The sequence below is a fragment of the Coleofasciculus sp. E2-BRE-01 genome, from assembly GCF_040221695.1.
GTDB lineage: Bacteria > Cyanobacteriota > Cyanobacteriia > Cyanobacteriales > Coleofasciculaceae > Coleofasciculus.
This window is the reverse complement of record NZ_JAVKEA010000196.1, coordinates 1-17,316: the sequence shown is the minus strand read 5'-3', so window position 1 is coordinate 17,316 and position 17,316 is coordinate 1. Positions and strand designations below refer to the sequence as shown.

The following is a 17,316-nucleotide window of genomic DNA, read 5'->3' as shown; positions in this document are numbered from 1 at the left end:
TTTAGATGTCTATCACTTTGCTCTACTGGATATTAATTGCCCTGATGCTCGTGGGTGTGGTGGGTGCTGTAGTCCCTGGTCTTCCCGGTTCTAGCGTAATTGTTGTAGCAATTTTAGTCTGGGGATTTGTCCAAGGGTTAAGTACGATAAGTTTGGCGTTGGGCGTTGCTGTTGGGGTATTACTCCTCAGTGTCGGCATTGATTTTTTAGCCACCTACTGGGGAGCAAAACGGGCAGGGGCGAGCAAGTGGGGGCAAATTGGTGCGATTATTGGCTTAGTCTTGGGGATTTTAGGGCTACTTCCCGCTTTACCAGTGGGAGGTCCTTTGTTAGGGATTTTAATTGGTCCACTGTTGGGAGCGTTTATCGGTGAGTTTTTATCTCGCCGTCAGTTGGAATTAGAGCTACGGTTCAAGGCGGCGTTGAAAGCGAGTGTAGGGATTGTAGTAGGTTCACTGGTGGGGAATGTCATTCAGGGCGCATTGGCGCTGGCGACGGTGATTGTTTTTGTGGTTACCACCTCCCCCCCCTGACAGGTGTAGTTTTTTTACTTTAGGGTGGGGTCAAGACAAGGAGGACAAGGTTGACAAGGGAGGAAAACCGTACAAAACTTGTTCGGTCAAGTTAACGTCTAAAAGCTGAAAAGCCTTATTTTTCGTTGAACAACTTAATAGGCAACAGTAAGGGTTTGAGGGTGATTTGCAAAACTTAATACAGTACCGTTTTCTTTTGTCCGACTACTTATTCAAAACTGGCAAACTTATCCGTCGCCTCAATTAACGCACTACGAATCCCCGGTTCTGTTATCGAATGTCCCGAATCTGCAACCACAACAAACTCAGCTTCTGACCAAACCTGATGCAACTCCCACGCCGATATCATCGGACAAACTACATCATATCGTCCCTGAACAATCACCCCAGGAATATGACGAATCCGATCAATATTTCGCAGCAACTGATCCTCTGAGTCAAAAAAGCCTTTGTTGATAAAATAATGACACTCAATTCTGGCAAAAGCATCGGCAAAATCACAGATAAAGAACGGGAGAACGGGAGAACGGAAGCCCCCGTACTTCAGTCGGGGGATGAAGTTCGACACGGCGAATTTATTCGCATTCAGCTATGATTTGAGCCACGTATTTCCTTAATCGTTCCTGCCAGTTAGGGACAGCCTTCAGTTGTGATTTTTGTCCTCTGTACCCCTTGAAACATATTGGCTGATCATCCAGTGGCAGAGGCAGTATTTTTTTTGCTCCTAGCTTATGATTTTTTGGGAAAGGCATTGGCAAATCTCCATAAAACATTGGTATACTGATATTATAAGTTCGGGTCTAACTTAAACGAGTATGATTTTAAGCTACGTCTATAAACTACGTCCATCTAGCAGTCAGTCTGCCAAGATGCAGTCGTGGCTCAACATGCTCAGAAGTGCCTACAACTGGTGTTTGGCTGACCGGATTGAAACCTATCATCAGCAGTTCATCCAGGGAGCTTATTGTAGCCTGAGAACAAAAGCAGAGGCTTACCCTTTAACCTGCTGCATCGTTAAAAATGGTGCAACAGGAAACCCTTGGCAGAATAGCGGCAAGAAACGTAATGCTGGTACGATTCAGGATGCTGCGTTGGTAGACCTTAAAGCCGCTCGTCCTTGGTACAGGTCAATCGACTCGGACGTATTGCAACGTAACATTGCTCGGTTGAATACTGCCTATAAAAACTTCTTTGATGGGCGGGGTTTTCCAGCATTTAAGAACCGCAGTAATTTCCGGTCGTTCGAGTATAAGCCTGGTCGGGTTAAGTTCAAAGGGATCTTGGTCTATCTGCCTAAAATTGGCTGGATGCGCTTTTTCAACTCTCGCCCCATCCCTGATGGGTTTGCCATTAGGAGTGTAACAATCCGCCGCAGAACCGATGGATGGTTTATAAGTGTGCGACTAGAGGACAAATCAATTCCAGAATTTATGCCCCGCCCCACTTCCGAGGTTAAAACGGCAGTTGGGTTGGATATGGGATTAACCAAGTTGGTACATTGCTCAGACGGAAGTGATATCCCCAATCCAAGGTTTGCCACTAACCAGAAGACTAAGCGGACTTTCAAGATTCGCCAACGTCGCGTTAGCCGGACTAAGAAGGGTTCGGTTAACCGAAAGAAACGGGTCGCTTCAGTTACCAAGCTACACAGCCAAATCGCCAATCGCAGAAATGCTTACCAATGGCAGGTCGCCAATAAGCTGGTCAAGAAAGCCGACGCGATTGTCGTAGAGGATCTCAACATTCAAGGAATGGTGAGACGGTGCAAGCCCAAGCCAGACGAGAAAACCGGACGCTTCCTGCCTAATGGTCAATCAGCTAAGCGGGGTTTAAATCGTTCTATTTTGGATGCTTCGTGGGGAGAGTTAATCTCCAAAATCGAGTACGCGGCTGCGAAGTCGGGAAAGGTTTTGCTCAAAGTTAACCCGCGAGATACATCCAGAGAGTGCAGTGCCTGTGGTCATATCGATAAAGCTGATCGGGACAGAGAGCGGTTTATCTGTACCGAGTGCGGTCATTTTGACCATGCTGATAAGCAAGCTGCACGAAATATCAAACGTAAAGCCGTTATTGAATATGGCTTGAAGTTAATTAAGGTACCCACGGACTGTGGGAAACCCAAGCAGCTAACCCTGTTTGAAACGCCCAGCGTTGAATTAACAACGCCTAAAAGGAGAAAACACGACACCCGCAAGGGTAAACGTCGTGTGCCTGGGAACCTGGGAGTACAACTAGAGTTGTTCTTTCAGGATATGTAGGATGTGAGTTCTACAGAATCTCCCTTTTTCTAAAAGGGAGAGTGTCAATAAACTTTTGCATTAAGTTGGGATCTTGCAACAGTCTACTGGATACCACCCACTGTTCAATCCCCAAATGGAGGCGCAGCTTCTCAATATCGCTGACTAAATCCCAAGTAGTATTCTCTTGCAGTTCCGCATGAGGTGTACTTTTACCACTCCCGCGTTGGTCAAACACAACAATTCGCCATTGATTCGGATTCGCCATTGATTCGGGTTAAAATATTGGCGGTAAAAGGGTTGACTACCTCCCCCAGGTCCACCATGTAACACAACTACCGCTTTACCTTCCGGATTCCCTGACTCCTCATAGGAAATCCTGTGTAGGTTACTCACCTGTAACATTCCTTTGTTATAAGGTTCGATGGGGGGATAGAGTTCGCGCATAATTTTCGATTACAGTAACAAAGGTGGTGGCGCTTTTATCGCCGACGACGAATGGTGGTGCGATCGCCTATAATTCTTTCCTAGTTTTTACTATGCCAAATTCTAGGCAATTGACGACAACGATAGACGCGAAAGCGGGTTATATTTCTATCCAGGACTCTCACTCTGACACCCGAAAGGCTTACTGGCGGAGTATCCCCAGGATTCAGTGGTTGATGATTCTCACGGTTGTGGGACTGGGTTTGTTTGGCTGTAAGTCCTCTAAATCCCCTCAAAATGCCCAGAGTCCCTCACCCCCCGTATCAGAAACCCCCGCTGATTTTTCTTTTCCCCTGATTACCCCGAATGTCTCACCCCTTCCTACAGAAACACCAACAGTCTCACCCCTCCCCACGCCCACGATTTCATCTCCGCCCCCAGAGATAGTTGTCTTACCTACTCCTGAACAAGTCCCTAATACACCCTCTGTCTCCCCTGAGATACCTTCGCCCACTCCAGAGGCTTCTAAAGCTGTCCCACCCCCTTTACCCAAACCACCAGGCGTTGATAACCGTAAGCCGACGATTACAAATTTACCCGATGGCAATTATTTTTATGGCGAATCAGCGGAGTTTGACCGTCCGGGTAGTCGGTATTTAGTGTTTGTAAAAACTGATAATGTGCTAATTGGACAGGAGTATTTTTGGCAAACTGAGCATAGTCATTGTTTTAAAGGAATAGTCAATGAAAATACAGTCAAAAATGTTAAAATCGCTTATCGCCAACCCTCTCTAGAGCCGGAAGAGGTACAATGGTCATTTGAAGATATGAAGCCGATAAAAATAAGTAATTTCCAGCCGATTAGCTGGGATAAAACTCCGGACTTTGCTAAGACTAATTTACAAGATTGCGTAAAAATTTTTAGTGTATTTAATGAATAAGTAAAAACATAAAGATGGTTTATCGCAGAAAGTTAACGGTATAGTTTTTTGTACTTCAACTTGAAGTGCCGAATGTGGGTAATACAGCATGTCGCGCTGGTCTATTTACCAATCAAAAGGCTGAATAACGGCTAAAAGCCCTATATAATCAGTATTTCTCCCCCCTATTGCCTATTGCCTATTGCCCAGCGCGAAGCGCTGTAGCAGTCCCCAGAGTCATCAGGATATCAGATATCAGATGAATGCCGTTTATTGTTTGGATACCCGTGGGCGTGTCCTAACCGTTGTAGCGGTTGCGATACAAGGGGAGCGGGAGATCTAATCTATAAGAGGGTGATCTAAACCAACCTCGACCGATGACCATCATATACACATTTCGTAATATTTTGTTAACATAGTTAAAAATCATCCTCTAGACCGATCACGTTTTACAGCACCTTCTTGCCAAACTTAGATATAGCATGAACTTCTTCAATCTAACAGAGCCAATTATTCGTACCAAACAGCACGCACTCGATTATCAAGACCGTCAAGGATTGTTACGCCTGCATTGGCAACTCGGACGGAAGACACTGCTATCTGCCTTTTATACCCGTATCGACCAGGTATTCCTGTTCTGGGGTATAATTTGCGCCATGATTTTCATCACTGCCCAGTTTTTGCCGATTAGCTGGAAACTCCAAGCTGGACTGTGGTCAGGACTCACCGTAATTGGTACCGCAGCGATGGTGGTACTCACCAACTTTTGGGTAAAAGTTGAACGCCTCAATTGGCTACTTTATTTCTGGGGAGTCCTCATGATTGGTGGTGTCATTCTCACCGATCTCAGCATTTTCCTGGGTTGGGGAAACGTGTTGATTCGCCTTTGTCACCTATGGTTGGGATTATGCGCTGTGGGTTACATCGGGACAGGATTAGGGATGCGATCGCGTGCCTTTACCCTAGCAGGTATCATTCATTTATTGGGTATTGCGCTTTTAAACTACGTCGGGGGTTGGCAGTTTCTCACCACGGGTATCGTGATGACCGCCTCTCTACTGATGTTTGCCGAAACCCAGTGGGATATGCGTCCTCCCATTGAGTACAAGCTGTTAACGCTAGAACAACGACAGTTCAATCAACAGCAGCATCAATTGCGCCAAGTTTCCTTGTAAACCCAAGACTTCTATTCTTTTAGAGGGATAGCAAATTGTTGTCCTTTATACCTAACGGTCGATAAACTGAAAGGGTTTAGCCGCTACTATGAGAAATAACAAAGGAATTGCACTGGATTGGACGTTTTTCCGCTGTGGTCCATTCGTTGCACATCGAAGGAGAGCGACGTCAGATGTGCAAACGGTGCAGCCGAATTGCTGAGCTAAGGTGGTGTGAAGTTTTTGTCGCTTCCTTCACTTTACTATTACCAACGGGAGACGCAACTCTCCATCAGAGCGGTCGAAGGTAGTAGACACCGAGTAGTCAGCTTATTCAATCAAATTCCTTTATAAAATATACCTAAATAAAAGTTGGTGAAGTGGTTTAACCTATCTTCACCAACTTAATTTTTGGAATGAACCCATGAACAATTACCCAACCGATTTTTTACCGATTGTTATCGGAGGTTACCAATCCGCTCTTCTGGGTTCGTGGAAAGGTTCACCACTGAAGGGTTGCACGCCCGTAGATGGATAAGCATCGTCACTGGGACCGAAAATCCTCACAACCGCTTCTGATATATATTGGGTCATTTCTGCAAACAGTTTGGAAATATTCATCTTGTCCTCCTAATCGAGTAAATTTCAATCAGATTTAAATTAATGTATTGGTATGCAATTCACTTTAGATTATGAGGGATACACCACAAAAAAACAGTATTTTGCAACATTTATTTGATTATGTTTGCAATACTTTTCCCAAGCTTCAGTCAAACGCCCGATTATTCGCTATTTGTATAAATTTTCGTTTACATCCTTAACATTCTGTAATGATTGGTTGCACTCATGCTGGGAAATCCCGACATTCGCGACGAGAGTTCACCAAACTTAAACGCCTGATCGTATAATGGCACAAGCAGGCTTAACTGCGGCTGCTGCACCGAAGTCTGCCAAATGCTCCACATTGATTCAGGCAAGTCATTGTGACTTGTTAGGTATAGTTATGCAGCCGAAAAATTTGCGCCGACTCCTGCGGGCATTGTCTCGACAGGGGTTGGATGTTCACTACACCAATCCGATCTACTCTGTACGTCTCCACAATTCTGCCAATGCGCCTGTAGCAGAGGTTTTACTGCCAGAAGGGTTTCCTGTGGAAGCGAAAGCATTTAAACAGTTGGCGAATCTGGCAAACATTCGCCATCCATCGGGGGGTCACGTTTGTCAGGTTTGCGCTACGCCGGATTTTCACCCCGGTGATGCCGGAGTCGCCATCGGTTCAGTCGTAGAAACGGAAGGAATGATTATTCCCGCCGCCGTTGGTTCTGATATCAACTGTGGGATGCGATTACATCTGGCGGATTTATCGATTGATGACTTTTTGAAGAAACGCGATCGCTTGGTTGAGTTGATCAAAGGGGATTACTTTTTGGGTACTCGTGATGTCACGATGACAGCCAAAACCAGTCGGGCTTTATTTGAACATGGGATTCCGGGTTGGCTAGATGGGATGCTGGATGCGCCAACGGGTAGTTTCGTCAACTCTGAACTGGATCAGTTAGCCGCTGAATGCGATCGCGTTTACTTAGGCGGTTCCCTGGATGGGTCAATGCGGTGGGCACCAGAGGAACTCGTTCCCGAGGCGGGATGGGTGCGAGATGGGGGATTGGGGACAATTGGTGGTGGCAATCATTTTGTGGAAATTCAGGTAGTTGAGACGGTTGAAGATCGGGCAAGGGCGTTTGCTTGGGGAGTGCGAGAAGGGCAATTGGCATTTATGGTGCATTCTGGTTCCCGGAATGTGGGCAAATTTATTGGGGGACTGTGGCGAACCCGTACTCAAGCGGTTTGGTTACAAGGACATCCTTATCCAGAGTCTCGGCTGTTTTCTCTGTCGGTTCACCGGAACCCTGAGTTGGTGCAGGATTATTTGCAAGCCCAAGCAACCGCCGCTAACTATGGTTTTGTGAATCGGCTTGTGTTAGCGGAACTGTTACGGTTGCGCTTACGGCAGGTTTATGGGGATGTAGAAGCCCCCTTGGTTTATGATTTGCCCCATAATATTACATTGCCTCAACAGGAATCCGCTCAAATTCATCGATGGATCACTCGCAAAGGCGCTTGTCCGGCTTATGCCGAACAGCCTGTGATTATTCCGGGTTCAATGGGGACACCCTCTTATCTAGTCGTGGGTCGAGGAAATCCCGCCTTTCTCTGGAGTGCATCTCATGGGGCGGGACGGTTGCGATCGCGCTTTGAACTGAGTCGTCGCGGGGCGGGTTATAGTGAGGAAACCTTAGGGTTAACGGGTGTTGATTGCATTACCCTGCGGGAAGAACGGCGGATTGAAGAAGCACCTGTGGCTTATAAGCCCATTCAACCCGTAATTGAAGCACAAGTTAAGGCAGATATGGTCAGTGTAGTGGCGCGTTTACGACCGATTTTGACGTTTAAGGTGTAATCTGGAATCGATCATTAATAAAAAAATCTAGCGTTTCTTGCTAGTTTTCCTATCCATTATTTATCCTTCTGATTTGTTCATGGTTCATGACAATGCGCGATGAACAATCAACAATAAACAATACCCATCTGAAACTTATGCCACAGGAAGACCAGCAACTCACCCTCACCCCAAGCGATTACAGCCTATTAACCGATCTCTATCAACTGACCATGGCAGCTTGCTACGTTGGTGAAGGGTTAGAGAATCGACGCGCCAGCTTTGAGTTATTCGTGCGACGTTTGCCTAACGGCTTTGGCTATTTAATTGCTATGGGATTGGCACAGGCGTTAGATTATCTGGAAAAGCTTCAATTCTCCGAATCCCATATAGAGGCGTTGCAAGCAACAGGGCTATTTGATCAAGTCCCAGAACGCTTTTGGTCAGTCCTCAAGTCAGAAGGATTTTCTGGCGATGTTTGGGCTGTACCTGAAGGAACCGCCGTATTTACCAATGAACCTCTGCTGCGCGTCGAAGCCCCTTTGTGGCAAGCCCAACTCGTCGAAACGTATATTCTGAATACGATTAATTACCAAACCCTGATTGCAACTCGATCAGCGCGGATGCGAGATGTCGCGGGAGAGGATGCCAAGCTGTTGGAATTTGGTACTCGCCGTGCGTTTAGTCCTCAGGGCGCAATTTGGGCAGCACGGGCGGCATTAGCTGCCGGGTTTGATTCTACCTCAAATGTGGTCGCCGCGCTGAGGTTGAACCAAAAACCCAGTGGCACAATGGCACATTCGCTGGTGATGGCAATTGCTGCTGTATCTGGGAGTGAGGATGAGGCATTTAATGCATTTCAACGCTATTTTCCCACTGCGCCTCTATTAATTGATACTTATGATATAGTTGCGGCGGCTCAACGTCTGGCAGAACAGGTTAAAGCCAATCAGACAAACGTTGCAGGTGTGCGCTTAGATTCTGGAGATATTGCTGATCTGTCTAAACAAGTGAACTCGCTGCTACCAGAAGCGAAAATCTTTGCCAGTGGTGATATGGATGAATGGGAAATTGCCAAAATTAAACAGGCTGGCGGTATTATTGACGGCTATGGTGTCGGTACGCGACTGGTAACAGGTAAGCCAGTTAATGGGGTGTATAAACTGGTGGAAATGGATGGTATTCCCACAATGAAACAGTCGAGTAGTAAAGAAACCTATCCTGGACGCAAACAAGTTTTCCGTAATTGTGTTGACGGGAAAATTAGCAAAGATCGACTCGCAATAATATCTGAATCTCCTCAAGCCAACGAACAGCCCTTGTTGCAACTAATGGTTCAAGCAGGTAAACGCTTAAACCCACCGGAACCATTAGCGGACATCAAAAAACGTACAGCGGCGACTGTGGCAATGATTCCTGATGCAATCCGCCAACTTGATGATCCCCAGCCTCTACAAGTAGAAATTTCGGATGAATTAAAACAGCTTACTCAACAGACAGAAAAACGATTAGAGCAAGAAGCCGCTGATGTCTAATTCTTGACATCCTCCCTAGCTGTCTGCTCCCTTCAGCCGAATAGAACGGTGATGATAGTCATCTACAATTAAGACAGAATGCCATTAGTCGTGAACCTTAAATCTAGCTATGCATAGTTATACTCTCATAGATGCCCGCGATCACCACAGTGAAGTATTTGAGCAAGCCGCTATTGAGCCTGTTGTGGTGACGCAGCAATCTCAACCTAGCCATGTGATTATGTCCGCTGAGACCTACCAGCGACTACTCAAGCGCCTCGAAGAACTAGAAGATATGCTTTTAGGTCAAACAGCAGTAGCCGCACTGAAGAACTCTCAGATGGTGGGAACAGAAAAATTCACATCAACTCTCCAGGGTTGGGCAAATGGCGAAGCTTGATGGACTAGAAACTGTTCTGGATTTTCTCAAGCGGTTACAACCCAAAATTGCGGCTCAAATTGCTAAGAAAGTGTTGGCACTGAATGTTGACCCCCTGCCTACCGATAGCAAACAGCTATCCGGTTATCCAGGTTATTATCGGGTTGATAGCGGTGAGTACCGAATCGTATATCGGTTCAATCCGAATCAGGATTTGGTTGAAGTAATCTTGGTTGGTAAGCGTAACGATGATGATGTATATAAACGACTAGAACGCCTCTTGAAATAGTGCGACTTAAACGTTTAGGGAATGCCAGTTTAATAGCTCCCATTATCAGGATGAAGCAATTACACCCAGCCTTTATCTGTATCCCCCCGTATAACCCTATAATGACAATGCTAACGGACTTGACATGACCACTATTGCCTTATTCGGAACCAGTGCTGATCCACCCACAGCCGCCCATCAAACTATTCTCGAATGGTTGTCAAAGCACTACGATCAAGTCGCTGTCTGGGCGTCAGATAATCCGTTTAAGTCTCACCAAACCTCCCTGGAACACCGTAAGCGGATGTTAGAGGTATTAATTTCTGAAATTGAAACACAGCCTAATAATATTGGCGTACATGAGGAGTTGAGTCGTAGCAGAACCTTAGAAACGTTAGCCAAAGCCAAGGAAATTTGGGGGGATGAGGTGGACTATACTCTCGTAGTGGGTTCGGATTTAGTCAATCAGATACCCCGTTGGTATCGGATTGAAGAATTACTCAGCCAGGTACAGTTGCTGATTGTACCGCGTCCCGGGTATGACATAGACAAAGAAGGTTTAGAGAGATTGAGGCAGCTTGGAACTCACGTTGCGATCGCGGATCTGAACGTTCCTGGAGTTTCTTCTACAGCCTATCGCGAAAAAGGAGACCCAGATGTCATAACCCCTTCTGTTCAAGAGTATATCAATCGAGAAAATTTATACGCTTGATCAACGGTGACTCCGGAACAGGGACGTTCTTAGCTATACTTTTAGGGGGACTATCACTTTTTTAAGTTCAAAACGTCACAGTTTTGGATAACCATGTCAGAACGCGGCATCAAACCGAGCAACCAACCAGCGTTAGCTGACTTCAAAGTCAGTGTTGACACTGTTATTTTCTCTGTCGATACTCAACAAAACCGCGTCTTGGTGCTATTAATCATGCGCCGGGATGAACCCTTTTCCAATCGGTGGAGTTTACCAGGAACGCTGGTGCGCCAAGGAGAATCCCTAGAAGATGCTGCCCATCGAGTTCTGGTGGAAAAAATTCGGGTGAATAATCTCTACTTAGAACAACTCTACACCTTTGGTGGTCCCCATCGTGATCCTAGGGAATCCCCAAAAAGCTTTGGCGTTCGTTACCTATCGGTTAGCTACTTTGCCTTAGTTCGGTTTGAAGAAGCACAGTTCATTGCTGAGGGAGTGAGTGGTATTGCGTGGTATCCGGTTAAGCAAATACCGTCCCTAGCCTTCGATCATGGCAAAATTATCGAGTATGGATATCAGCGTTTGCGGAATAAGTTGGAGTATAGTCCTGTCGCGTTTGATGTATTACCCGATGTTTTTACGCTCAGTGACCTCTATCAACTCTATACTACTGTTTTAGGCGAAAACTTTTCGGATTATTCTAACTTCCGCACCCGTTTGTTGAAGTTGGGTTTTTTAGCCGATACGGGTCTAAAAGCATCACGGGGAGCAGGGCGTCCAGCCTCTTTATATCGATTTGATGCTGAGGCGTTTGCGCCGTTGAAGGATAAGCCGTTGGTTTTTCTTTGAAGATATAACAGTTTATCGTAGTTTATAATTATTGTTTATCGAAACGATTATGACTAAATCGACGATTCAGTATACAACCAAACATTTAAAGGAACTGGGTTTATTTATCGAAGTCAGCGGCAGAACGGACAGCGATCGCAGTCGCAAAAAGGCGCTGGAAGAAATTGAACGTCGGATGGATGACCCAGAGGATACCAGCTTAGATGCGAATAGTTTTGCCGATGGGTTAAGCAGTGAAGATTTAATTGTGGTTGGTCCCCCATCAGCCGTTGAATCGCCAGAAGATGAGCCGGAAATCATTCAAGCGGTGAAGGCGATCGCGAATTTAGCCAGCTTACGAGTTAGCTTAGAAGAGATACAGCAGCAGGCGTTGGAGTTACGTCCGGTAATTGAGGCACTTTTTCGCCCCGAACCCCTAACTCCCGAACAAATGCAGCAGGCGACAGATAAGAGTTTTGCCAAAACGTTAATCAAGTTTGCTGAAGCTAAAGCCGCACGGGATCAATTTTTACCCGAAGCGCAACAGGCTTGGCAGGTTCTAAAACCCGCTTTAGACAATGTTGATACTGATTCTAATCCGGTTCTTTCATCGGTACAAAACTCCAAAACGGATAAGTCATAATTCATGAGTTAATTGTAGGGTGCGTTAGCGAAGCGTAACGCACCTATTGCTCAAGTTAATTGTAGGGTATGTTAGCGTTCGCGCAGCGTTCCCGTTCGCGCAGCGTTCCCGAAGGGTAGGGTAGGGTAGGGTAGCGTAACGCACCATTTATCAAGGATTTGAGATGCCTAGAAACAAGTTAAACACAAACGGACATAACATCACAAACTCTCAAATACGTTTGGATTAAAAATTCCACAAGTTTTTAGGCACCTTGAGCATCAAGAGCATGTTGTTTAAGTTCACTTAAGGAAACATATTCTAGAGCCGATGCATGAGTAGCAGACAAAACCACAGGAGGTGCAGCGCCAGCTTCCAAGGCTTCTTGCCAACGAGAGGCACATAGACACCAGCGATCGCCTGGTTTTAAACCGGGAAAATTAAATCCGGGAACGGGTGTACTCAAGTCATTCCCACGCTGTTTGGTAAATTCCAGAAACTCTTCGGTAACTTGAGCGCAAACAACGTGAGCGCCAAAGTCACCGCCTCCAGTACTGCATTTGCCATCCCGGTAAAATCCAGTCATGGGAGATGTGCAACAGGTTTCTAGTTCTGTACCCAGGACGTTTTTTGAATTAGCCATGACAGCCCCTTTTATTGACAAACCGTTCCATCAGTAGGATACATAGAGACGCTTCTATCCAGCAAGACCCGTATTAGTCATGCGTCATTGGTGATTGGTTAGAGAATCCTCGCACCTTGATCGGGGCGGGTTTAGTTACATCAGGGCGGGAAAAAATGTGAGCCGTGAAACCCGCCCCTACAAGACAACCAAACGTACTTTTCTAGATCTTTGTACTAAGACTGTTTTATCCCTCATCTGCCATCTTGATCACCCACTTGGCAGTAAGATAGGGACAGCAGTTTACCCAGTCGGGTGGTAAAGCAGTATTTAGTCAATTTGGGAGGGTGTTCGATGAGCAATAAACCTGAAAAAAACGTTATCAATGTAGATCCAGTCACGGTTGTGGCAGTTATATCTGCCCTTTTACTCGTGCCATTATTGATATCGGGTTTTATCTTCCAATAATTTTATGGGTTATCGTCATTGTCAATCTACCTCTGGCTTGCCCCTTGCCAAAATCATCAAGCTGGTGGCAATAGTATTTGTGTGCTTGTCGCTGTGGGTTGCACCAGCATCCGCCAAGGTTATCCGCTATTTTGATGGCAATTCGACTGATGTCAATGTTCCCGCAGGTATTGCTTTTGACTTAGGCGGCGGGGGGGCTGATGTGGATGAAGCGATTCAGTGGATGATTAATCAGGCGAGAGGTTGCACCGACTGTTCGGCTCAGGTTGATGTAGTTGTGATTCGCTCATCGGGTTCGGCTGGCTATAATGAACCGATTCTGGCGATGAATGGGGTGGATTCGGTGGAAACGTTGGTTATTCGTAGTCGGGATGATGCTAATTCTCCAGATGTCGCGGATACCATTCGCCAAGCTGAGGTGTTATTTTTTGCAGGTGGCGATCAGTGCGACTATACCCGAAATTTTAAGCATACCGCGACAGCAGAGGCAATTAAATCCGTTGGCGCTAAGGGCGGTGGGATTGGGGGAACCAGTGCTGGGGCGATGATTCAAAGTGATTTTATTTATAACGCCTGTTCGGATGCGGTTGATAGTGAATATGCCTTAGATGATCCCTATGAAGATATTCTGTTTAGTTATGATCTGTTCAACTGGTCGCTAATGAAGGGTACTGTAATAGATACCCATTTTAGCGATCGCGATCGCATGGGTCGATTGATGACATTTATGGCGCGTCAACTTCGGGATGGAATCGCTGATAGTGTCTTGGGGATAGGGATTGATGAGGGAACCTCGCTGGTGGTGAACCGGAATGGTATCGCTCAGGTTATGGGAGAGGGGGCGGTGTATTTTGTTTCAGGGGATCATATCCCGGAAGAGTGCGAACCCCAAACCCCACTCACATTTTCTGATTACAAGATTTGGAAACGCGAAAACGGTGAGGAATTTGATCTGAAACATCTACCCTCCAGGGGTTATCGTCAAGCAAGTGTTCAAGATGGTATTGTGCGGAGGGGATAAAAGGGCGATTGGAAATCGCAGCTACACAAACAAAGTCCGTTTACGCGGACTGAACTAGAAAAGGGATAAGCTTTTATTTATTTAAATTGGGTATTAGTAACGAGCAAGATGCTCGTACTACAAAAATTGCGTCAAACTTAATTGACATTAAGGTTTAAATATTGAATAGAACAACAAGTCTACGCCTGTTTAGACGCTCTTAACCTGTTAGATCGCGCCCAGAGTCCCGTTGAAACCTTGAGTGGGGGAATGCAGCGACGGTTAAATATAGCCTTAGCCCTAGTTCATCAGCCCAAACTGGTCATTTTAGACGAAACCACAACTGGTTTAGATATCGAAGCCCGATATGAAATTTGGGACTTAATTCGTCGTCTTCAACGTCAAGAATTAACCATTTTATTAACGACTCACTTGCTCAATGAAGCCGAACGCCTGTGTCAGCGGATTAGCATTCTCAAAGGCGGAAAAATCCTAGACGAAGGGAGTTTAGACACCCTGCGCTAACGGGTTCCCGCCCAAGAAATTGTGATTATCCAAACACCAGAAGAAGAAAGGGCGATCGCGCGGGCGGCAAAACTCGGTTTTACCTATCGGCGTTACGGGAATGATTTAGCCTTTTGGTTACCCGAAGCTTTGGATTTAAAGGAAATTATTGAGCGATTTGATGGTATTATTCTGGATTCCATTACTCGCCAACCTGTACGCTTAGAACATATTTATATTGACGTGACTCGATGAATGGTCTTTGAAGGTAGAGAGCAGAATGAAAGGCGTTTCGCTATACATAGGGTACGGCAATGCCGTACCCCTACCCACCATTATTTTATCCTGGTTGGAATCATTATCCTGGGAACCCTGCTCCGGTTTTGGCAGCTTGACTTAAAACCCCTGTGGCTGGATGAAGTTCTCACGGCTTTCTTTAGCCTAGGACGGGAGTACAATGATTTACCGTTGGATGTCATATTTCCTTTGTCCACGCTCCAGGAATTCTTCACCCTGCAACCGGAGGCTAGCTGTAGAAATATTGCCCAAAGCTTGGCGGAACAATCCACTCATCCTCCCTTATTCTTTTGCTTAATGCATTCGTGGTTAAGGTTTACAGGAACCGAACAGTTAGCTTGGGCGTTGCGTTCATTTCCAGCTTTAATTGGAGTCGGTGCGATCGCGGCAATTTACTGTCTCAATCGTCTCATCTTTTCGCCAATGGCGGGATTAATCGCCGCCGCGTTAATGGCGGTGTCTCCTTTTGCGGTTTACCTGTCTCAGGAAGCACGTCACTACACGTTGCCCATGTTGCTGATTATTTTGGCACTATTGGCATTAATCCCGATTCAGCAGCGCCTTTACAATCAGCAATTGCCTTCCCCGTGGCTATGGCTAGGTTGGGGTATGGTGAATAGTATCGGTTGTTATGTCCACTACTTTTTTCTTCTGGCTGTCATTGCTCAAGTTTTGACCCTATTTTCCGGGATGATTTGGTATCGTCGGCGCTTACCGAGTGGGAGTTGGAGTGCTGTGGCGCTGGTAATGGCGGGAATGGCAGTTAGTTATCTGCCGTGGTGGGGTATGCTTTTGGCAGATATGGGGCGACAAGAAACCAGTTGGCTACCGCCACCGGATAGTATTACGCCTCTGCTGCAATTACTGGTGGGTTGGTTCCTGATGGTGATTGCTTTACCCGTGGAAAATCAACCTTTGTGGATTGTGATACCCATGGGAGGATTAACTCTGGGGTTGGGGGGGTGGATTATTTGGCGGGGAGGCGTGGGAGTTAAGCGATTGCTACAGAAGCCTTCAACTCAGTTAGCCACGTTAACGCTATTCGGGTTTACTTTGGCTGTATTGCTGCAATTTCTGGCAATTATTTACGGATTAGGTAAGGATATATCCGTTGTCCCTCGCTATAACTTTGTTTATTATCCAGCGATTTGTGCGCTACTAGCAGCGAGTTTAACCGTAAACCATGGCGCGTCTCATGGCGCGTCTGGGCGTAGGGGTGCAGGGGTGCAGGGGAGAGGGGTAATTGTCTTAACGTTGGCTATCTCTCTGGTGAGTACAGTTTGTGTCGTGGCTAATTTGGTGTTTCTCAAACCCTATTATCCTCAGCAGGTGGCGCAAAATATGATGATTGAACCCACGGTTCCCCTGATCATGGTGATGGGATATAAGGATCTTCAGGATGTAGGATTAGGATTAAGCTTTGCCTTGGCATTGGAGAACGTATCAGAGGATGGGAGTCAGGAGGGCGATCGCACAATAGCCTTTTTAAGTCGCCAACAGGGATATAATCAGGTTTGGCAACAGTTATCGGAATTAGCCATACCTTCTGTGTCTCCATTGAATCTATGGGTCATCGCTCCTGGCTTGAAGCGGCGAGACTATCCCCAAAATCTTGCGATCGCGAACCAAAAAACCTGTATCCTTGATCCGAGTCACCATTACCGGATTGGTATTCCCTATCAGTTATACCGATGTGGTTAAGATTTGGCGTGAGGTACACCAGAAAGGATGTTTTCGGCAACAGTTGCAATGAAAGAAAGTATTATTAAGTCTATTCGAGGACTCGCTGCTCTAATTTTGGCGTTGGTTTTGGTTTTAGTTCCCCTATCTGCCCAAGCTGCTAATCCCTCTGCCCGACAGCTTATTAATGACGGTGTATCTGATCTAAGTACCATGGATTTCTCTGGTCAAAATTTAGCTGAACTGGAGATATCTAAAATGAATCTGACGCAAACGAATTTAAGCAATACCGATTTACGCAGTGTGGTGATTAGTGATTCCACGATGACTGATGCTAATCTACACGGTGCAGATTTTTCATACAGTATTGCTTATAAAGTTAACTTCAAAGGGGCGGATTTGAGTGATGCGGTTCTAGAGGAAGCAATTTTGTTAGGTTCTCGCTTGGATAATGTTAAGATTACGGGGGCTGACTTCAGCAATGCAGTTTTAGATCGCTTACAAGTCCAAAATCTCTGTACTAGAGCCAGTGGCGTTAACTCGAAAACGGGAGTAGATACTCGCGAATCATTAGGATGTCGATAATTTGTCTACTGTAGGGGCGCACCGACGTGCATTGGTGTCAACTTAAGGTGAAAGCTCGGTTGAGCAAGGGTGTCGGGTGTCGGGTGTCGGGTGTCGGGTGTCGGGTGTCGGGTGTCAGGATGGAATTGTCTGTTGGAGGCGAAAAAACCTC

The 17,316-nt window shown here is 46.1% G+C and carries 16 protein-coding genes and 3 pseudogenes; 15 read left to right on the top strand and 4 right to left on the bottom strand.

All coding sequences use genetic code 11. The features are described 5' to 3' along the window. The first annotated feature begins 11 nt into the window (after nt 1–11). Complete coding sequence (locus RIG66_RS24920) at nt 12–533, top strand: DUF456 domain-containing protein (protein ID WP_446381408.1); 522 nt, start codon at nt 12–14, stop codon at nt 531–533. A 208-nt stretch (nt 534–741) separates the two neighbouring features. Here RIG66_RS24920 and RIG66_RS24915 read toward each other — a convergent pair. Next, nucleotides 742–1,032: pseudogene (locus RIG66_RS24915) on the bottom strand (alpha/beta hydrolase); the annotation flags it as partial. Between the two features lie 316 nt (nt 1,033–1,348). Between RIG66_RS24915 and RIG66_RS24910 the strand changes: the two are divergent. Further along, the gene (locus RIG66_RS24910) at nt 1,349–2,791 is read left to right on the top strand and encodes an RNA-guided endonuclease InsQ/TnpB family protein (RefSeq protein ID WP_446381385.1); all 1,443 of its coding nucleotides are present in this window, start codon (nt 1,349–1,351) and stop codon (nt 2,789–2,791) included. A 91-nt stretch (nt 2,792–2,882) separates the two neighbouring features. Here the strand turns inward: RIG66_RS24910 and RIG66_RS24905 are convergent. Next, nucleotides 2,883–3,217, bottom strand: a pseudogene (locus RIG66_RS24905) (alpha/beta fold hydrolase); the annotation flags it as partial. 26 nt (nt 3,218–3,243) lie between these two features. Between RIG66_RS24905 and RIG66_RS24900 the strand changes: the two are divergent. Both RIG66_RS24900 and RIG66_RS24895 read left to right on the top strand, forming a co-directional pair. Then, nucleotides 3,244–4,137 (top strand): hypothetical protein, encoded by an 894-nt coding sequence (locus RIG66_RS24900; protein WP_446381383.1) that lies wholly within the window; start codon nt 3,244–3,246, stop codon nt 4,135–4,137. 461 nt (nt 4,138–4,598) lie between these two features. Next, entirely contained in the window at nt 4,599–5,291 is a 693-nt protein-coding gene (locus tag RIG66_RS24895) for a hypothetical protein (RefSeq protein ID WP_446381381.1), read from the top strand. Between the two features lie 447 nt (nt 5,292–5,738). On the opposite strand, the gene RIG66_RS24890 is transcribed toward RIG66_RS24895, so the two are convergent. Further along, complete coding sequence (locus RIG66_RS24890; RefSeq protein WP_006102658.1) at nt 5,739–5,891, bottom strand: hypothetical protein; 153 nt, start codon at nt 5,889–5,891, stop codon at nt 5,739–5,741. Nucleotides 5,892–6,273: 382 nt separating this feature from the next. Between RIG66_RS24890 and RIG66_RS24885 the strand changes: the two genes are divergently transcribed. From RIG66_RS24885 to RIG66_RS24855, 7 genes are all read left to right on the top strand, one after another. Further along, entirely contained in the window at nt 6,274–7,728 is a 1,455-nt protein-coding gene (locus RIG66_RS24885; protein ID WP_446381406.1) for an RtcB family protein, read from the top strand. An 86-nt stretch (nt 7,729–7,814) separates the two neighbouring features. After that, nucleotides 7,815–9,242 (top strand): nicotinate phosphoribosyltransferase, encoded by a 1,428-nt coding sequence (locus RIG66_RS24880; RefSeq protein WP_446381379.1) that lies wholly within the window; start codon nt 7,815–7,817, stop codon nt 9,240–9,242. 109 nt (nt 9,243–9,351) lie between these two features. Continuing rightward, the gene (locus tag RIG66_RS24875; RefSeq protein ID WP_446381377.1) at nt 9,352–9,621 is read left to right on the top strand and encodes a type II toxin-antitoxin system Phd/YefM family antitoxin; all 270 of its coding nucleotides are present in this window, start codon (nt 9,352–9,354) and stop codon (nt 9,619–9,621) included. After that, nucleotides 9,608–9,889, top strand: coding sequence for a type II toxin-antitoxin system RelE family toxin (locus RIG66_RS24870; protein ID WP_446381375.1), 282 nt, complete (start codon nt 9,608–9,610; stop codon nt 9,887–9,889). The genes RIG66_RS24875 and RIG66_RS24870 overlap by 14 nt, the downstream gene beginning before the upstream one ends. Before the next feature lie 124 nt (nt 9,890–10,013). Beyond that, nucleotides 10,014–10,580, top strand: coding sequence for a nicotinate-nucleotide adenylyltransferase (locus RIG66_RS24865; protein WP_446381373.1), 567 nt, complete (start codon nt 10,014–10,016; stop codon nt 10,578–10,580). Between the two features lie 93 nt (nt 10,581–10,673). Continuing rightward, the gene (locus RIG66_RS24860) at nt 10,674–11,408 is read left to right on the top strand and encodes an NUDIX hydrolase (protein ID WP_446381371.1); all 735 of its coding nucleotides are present in this window, start codon (nt 10,674–10,676) and stop codon (nt 11,406–11,408) included. 49 nt (nt 11,409–11,457) lie between these two features. After that, nucleotides 11,458–12,030, top strand: coding sequence for a hypothetical protein (locus RIG66_RS24855; RefSeq protein ID WP_446381369.1), 573 nt, complete (start codon nt 11,458–11,460; stop codon nt 12,028–12,030). Between the two features lie 244 nt (nt 12,031–12,274). Here the strand turns inward: RIG66_RS24855 and RIG66_RS24850 are convergent, their stop codons facing one another. Then, nucleotides 12,275–12,652: a DUF2237 family protein gene (locus RIG66_RS24850; RefSeq protein WP_446381367.1), complete on the bottom strand. Its 378-nt coding sequence runs from the start codon at nt 12,650–12,652 to the stop codon at nt 12,275–12,277. A 451-nt stretch (nt 12,653–13,103) separates the two neighbouring features. Here RIG66_RS24850 and RIG66_RS24845 point away from each other — a divergent pair, with 451 nt between their 5' ends. The 4 genes and pseudogenes from RIG66_RS24845 to RIG66_RS24830 all read left to right on the top strand — a co-directional run bounded on the left by RIG66_RS24845 (nt 13,104) and on the right by RIG66_RS24830 (nt 17,165). Next, on the top strand, nt 13,104–14,120 hold the full coding sequence (locus tag RIG66_RS24845) for a cyanophycinase (protein ID WP_446381365.1): 1,017 nt from the start codon (nt 13,104–13,106) through the stop codon (nt 14,118–14,120). 171 nt (nt 14,121–14,291) lie between these two features. Further along, a pseudogene (locus tag RIG66_RS24840) lies at nt 14,292–14,858 on the top strand (ATP-binding cassette domain-containing protein); the annotation flags it as partial. Continuing rightward, nucleotides 14,859–16,601, top strand: a complete 1,743-nt coding sequence (locus RIG66_RS24835) for a glycosyltransferase family 39 protein (RefSeq protein WP_446381364.1) — start codon at nt 14,859–14,861, stop codon at nt 16,599–16,601. It begins immediately after the preceding pseudogene. Nucleotides 16,602–16,649: 48 nt separating this feature from the next. Continuing rightward, entirely contained in the window at nt 16,650–17,165 is a 516-nt protein-coding gene (locus RIG66_RS24830; RefSeq protein ID WP_446381363.1) for a pentapeptide repeat-containing protein, read from the top strand. The last annotated feature ends 151 nt before the right edge of the window (nt 17,166–17,316 follow it).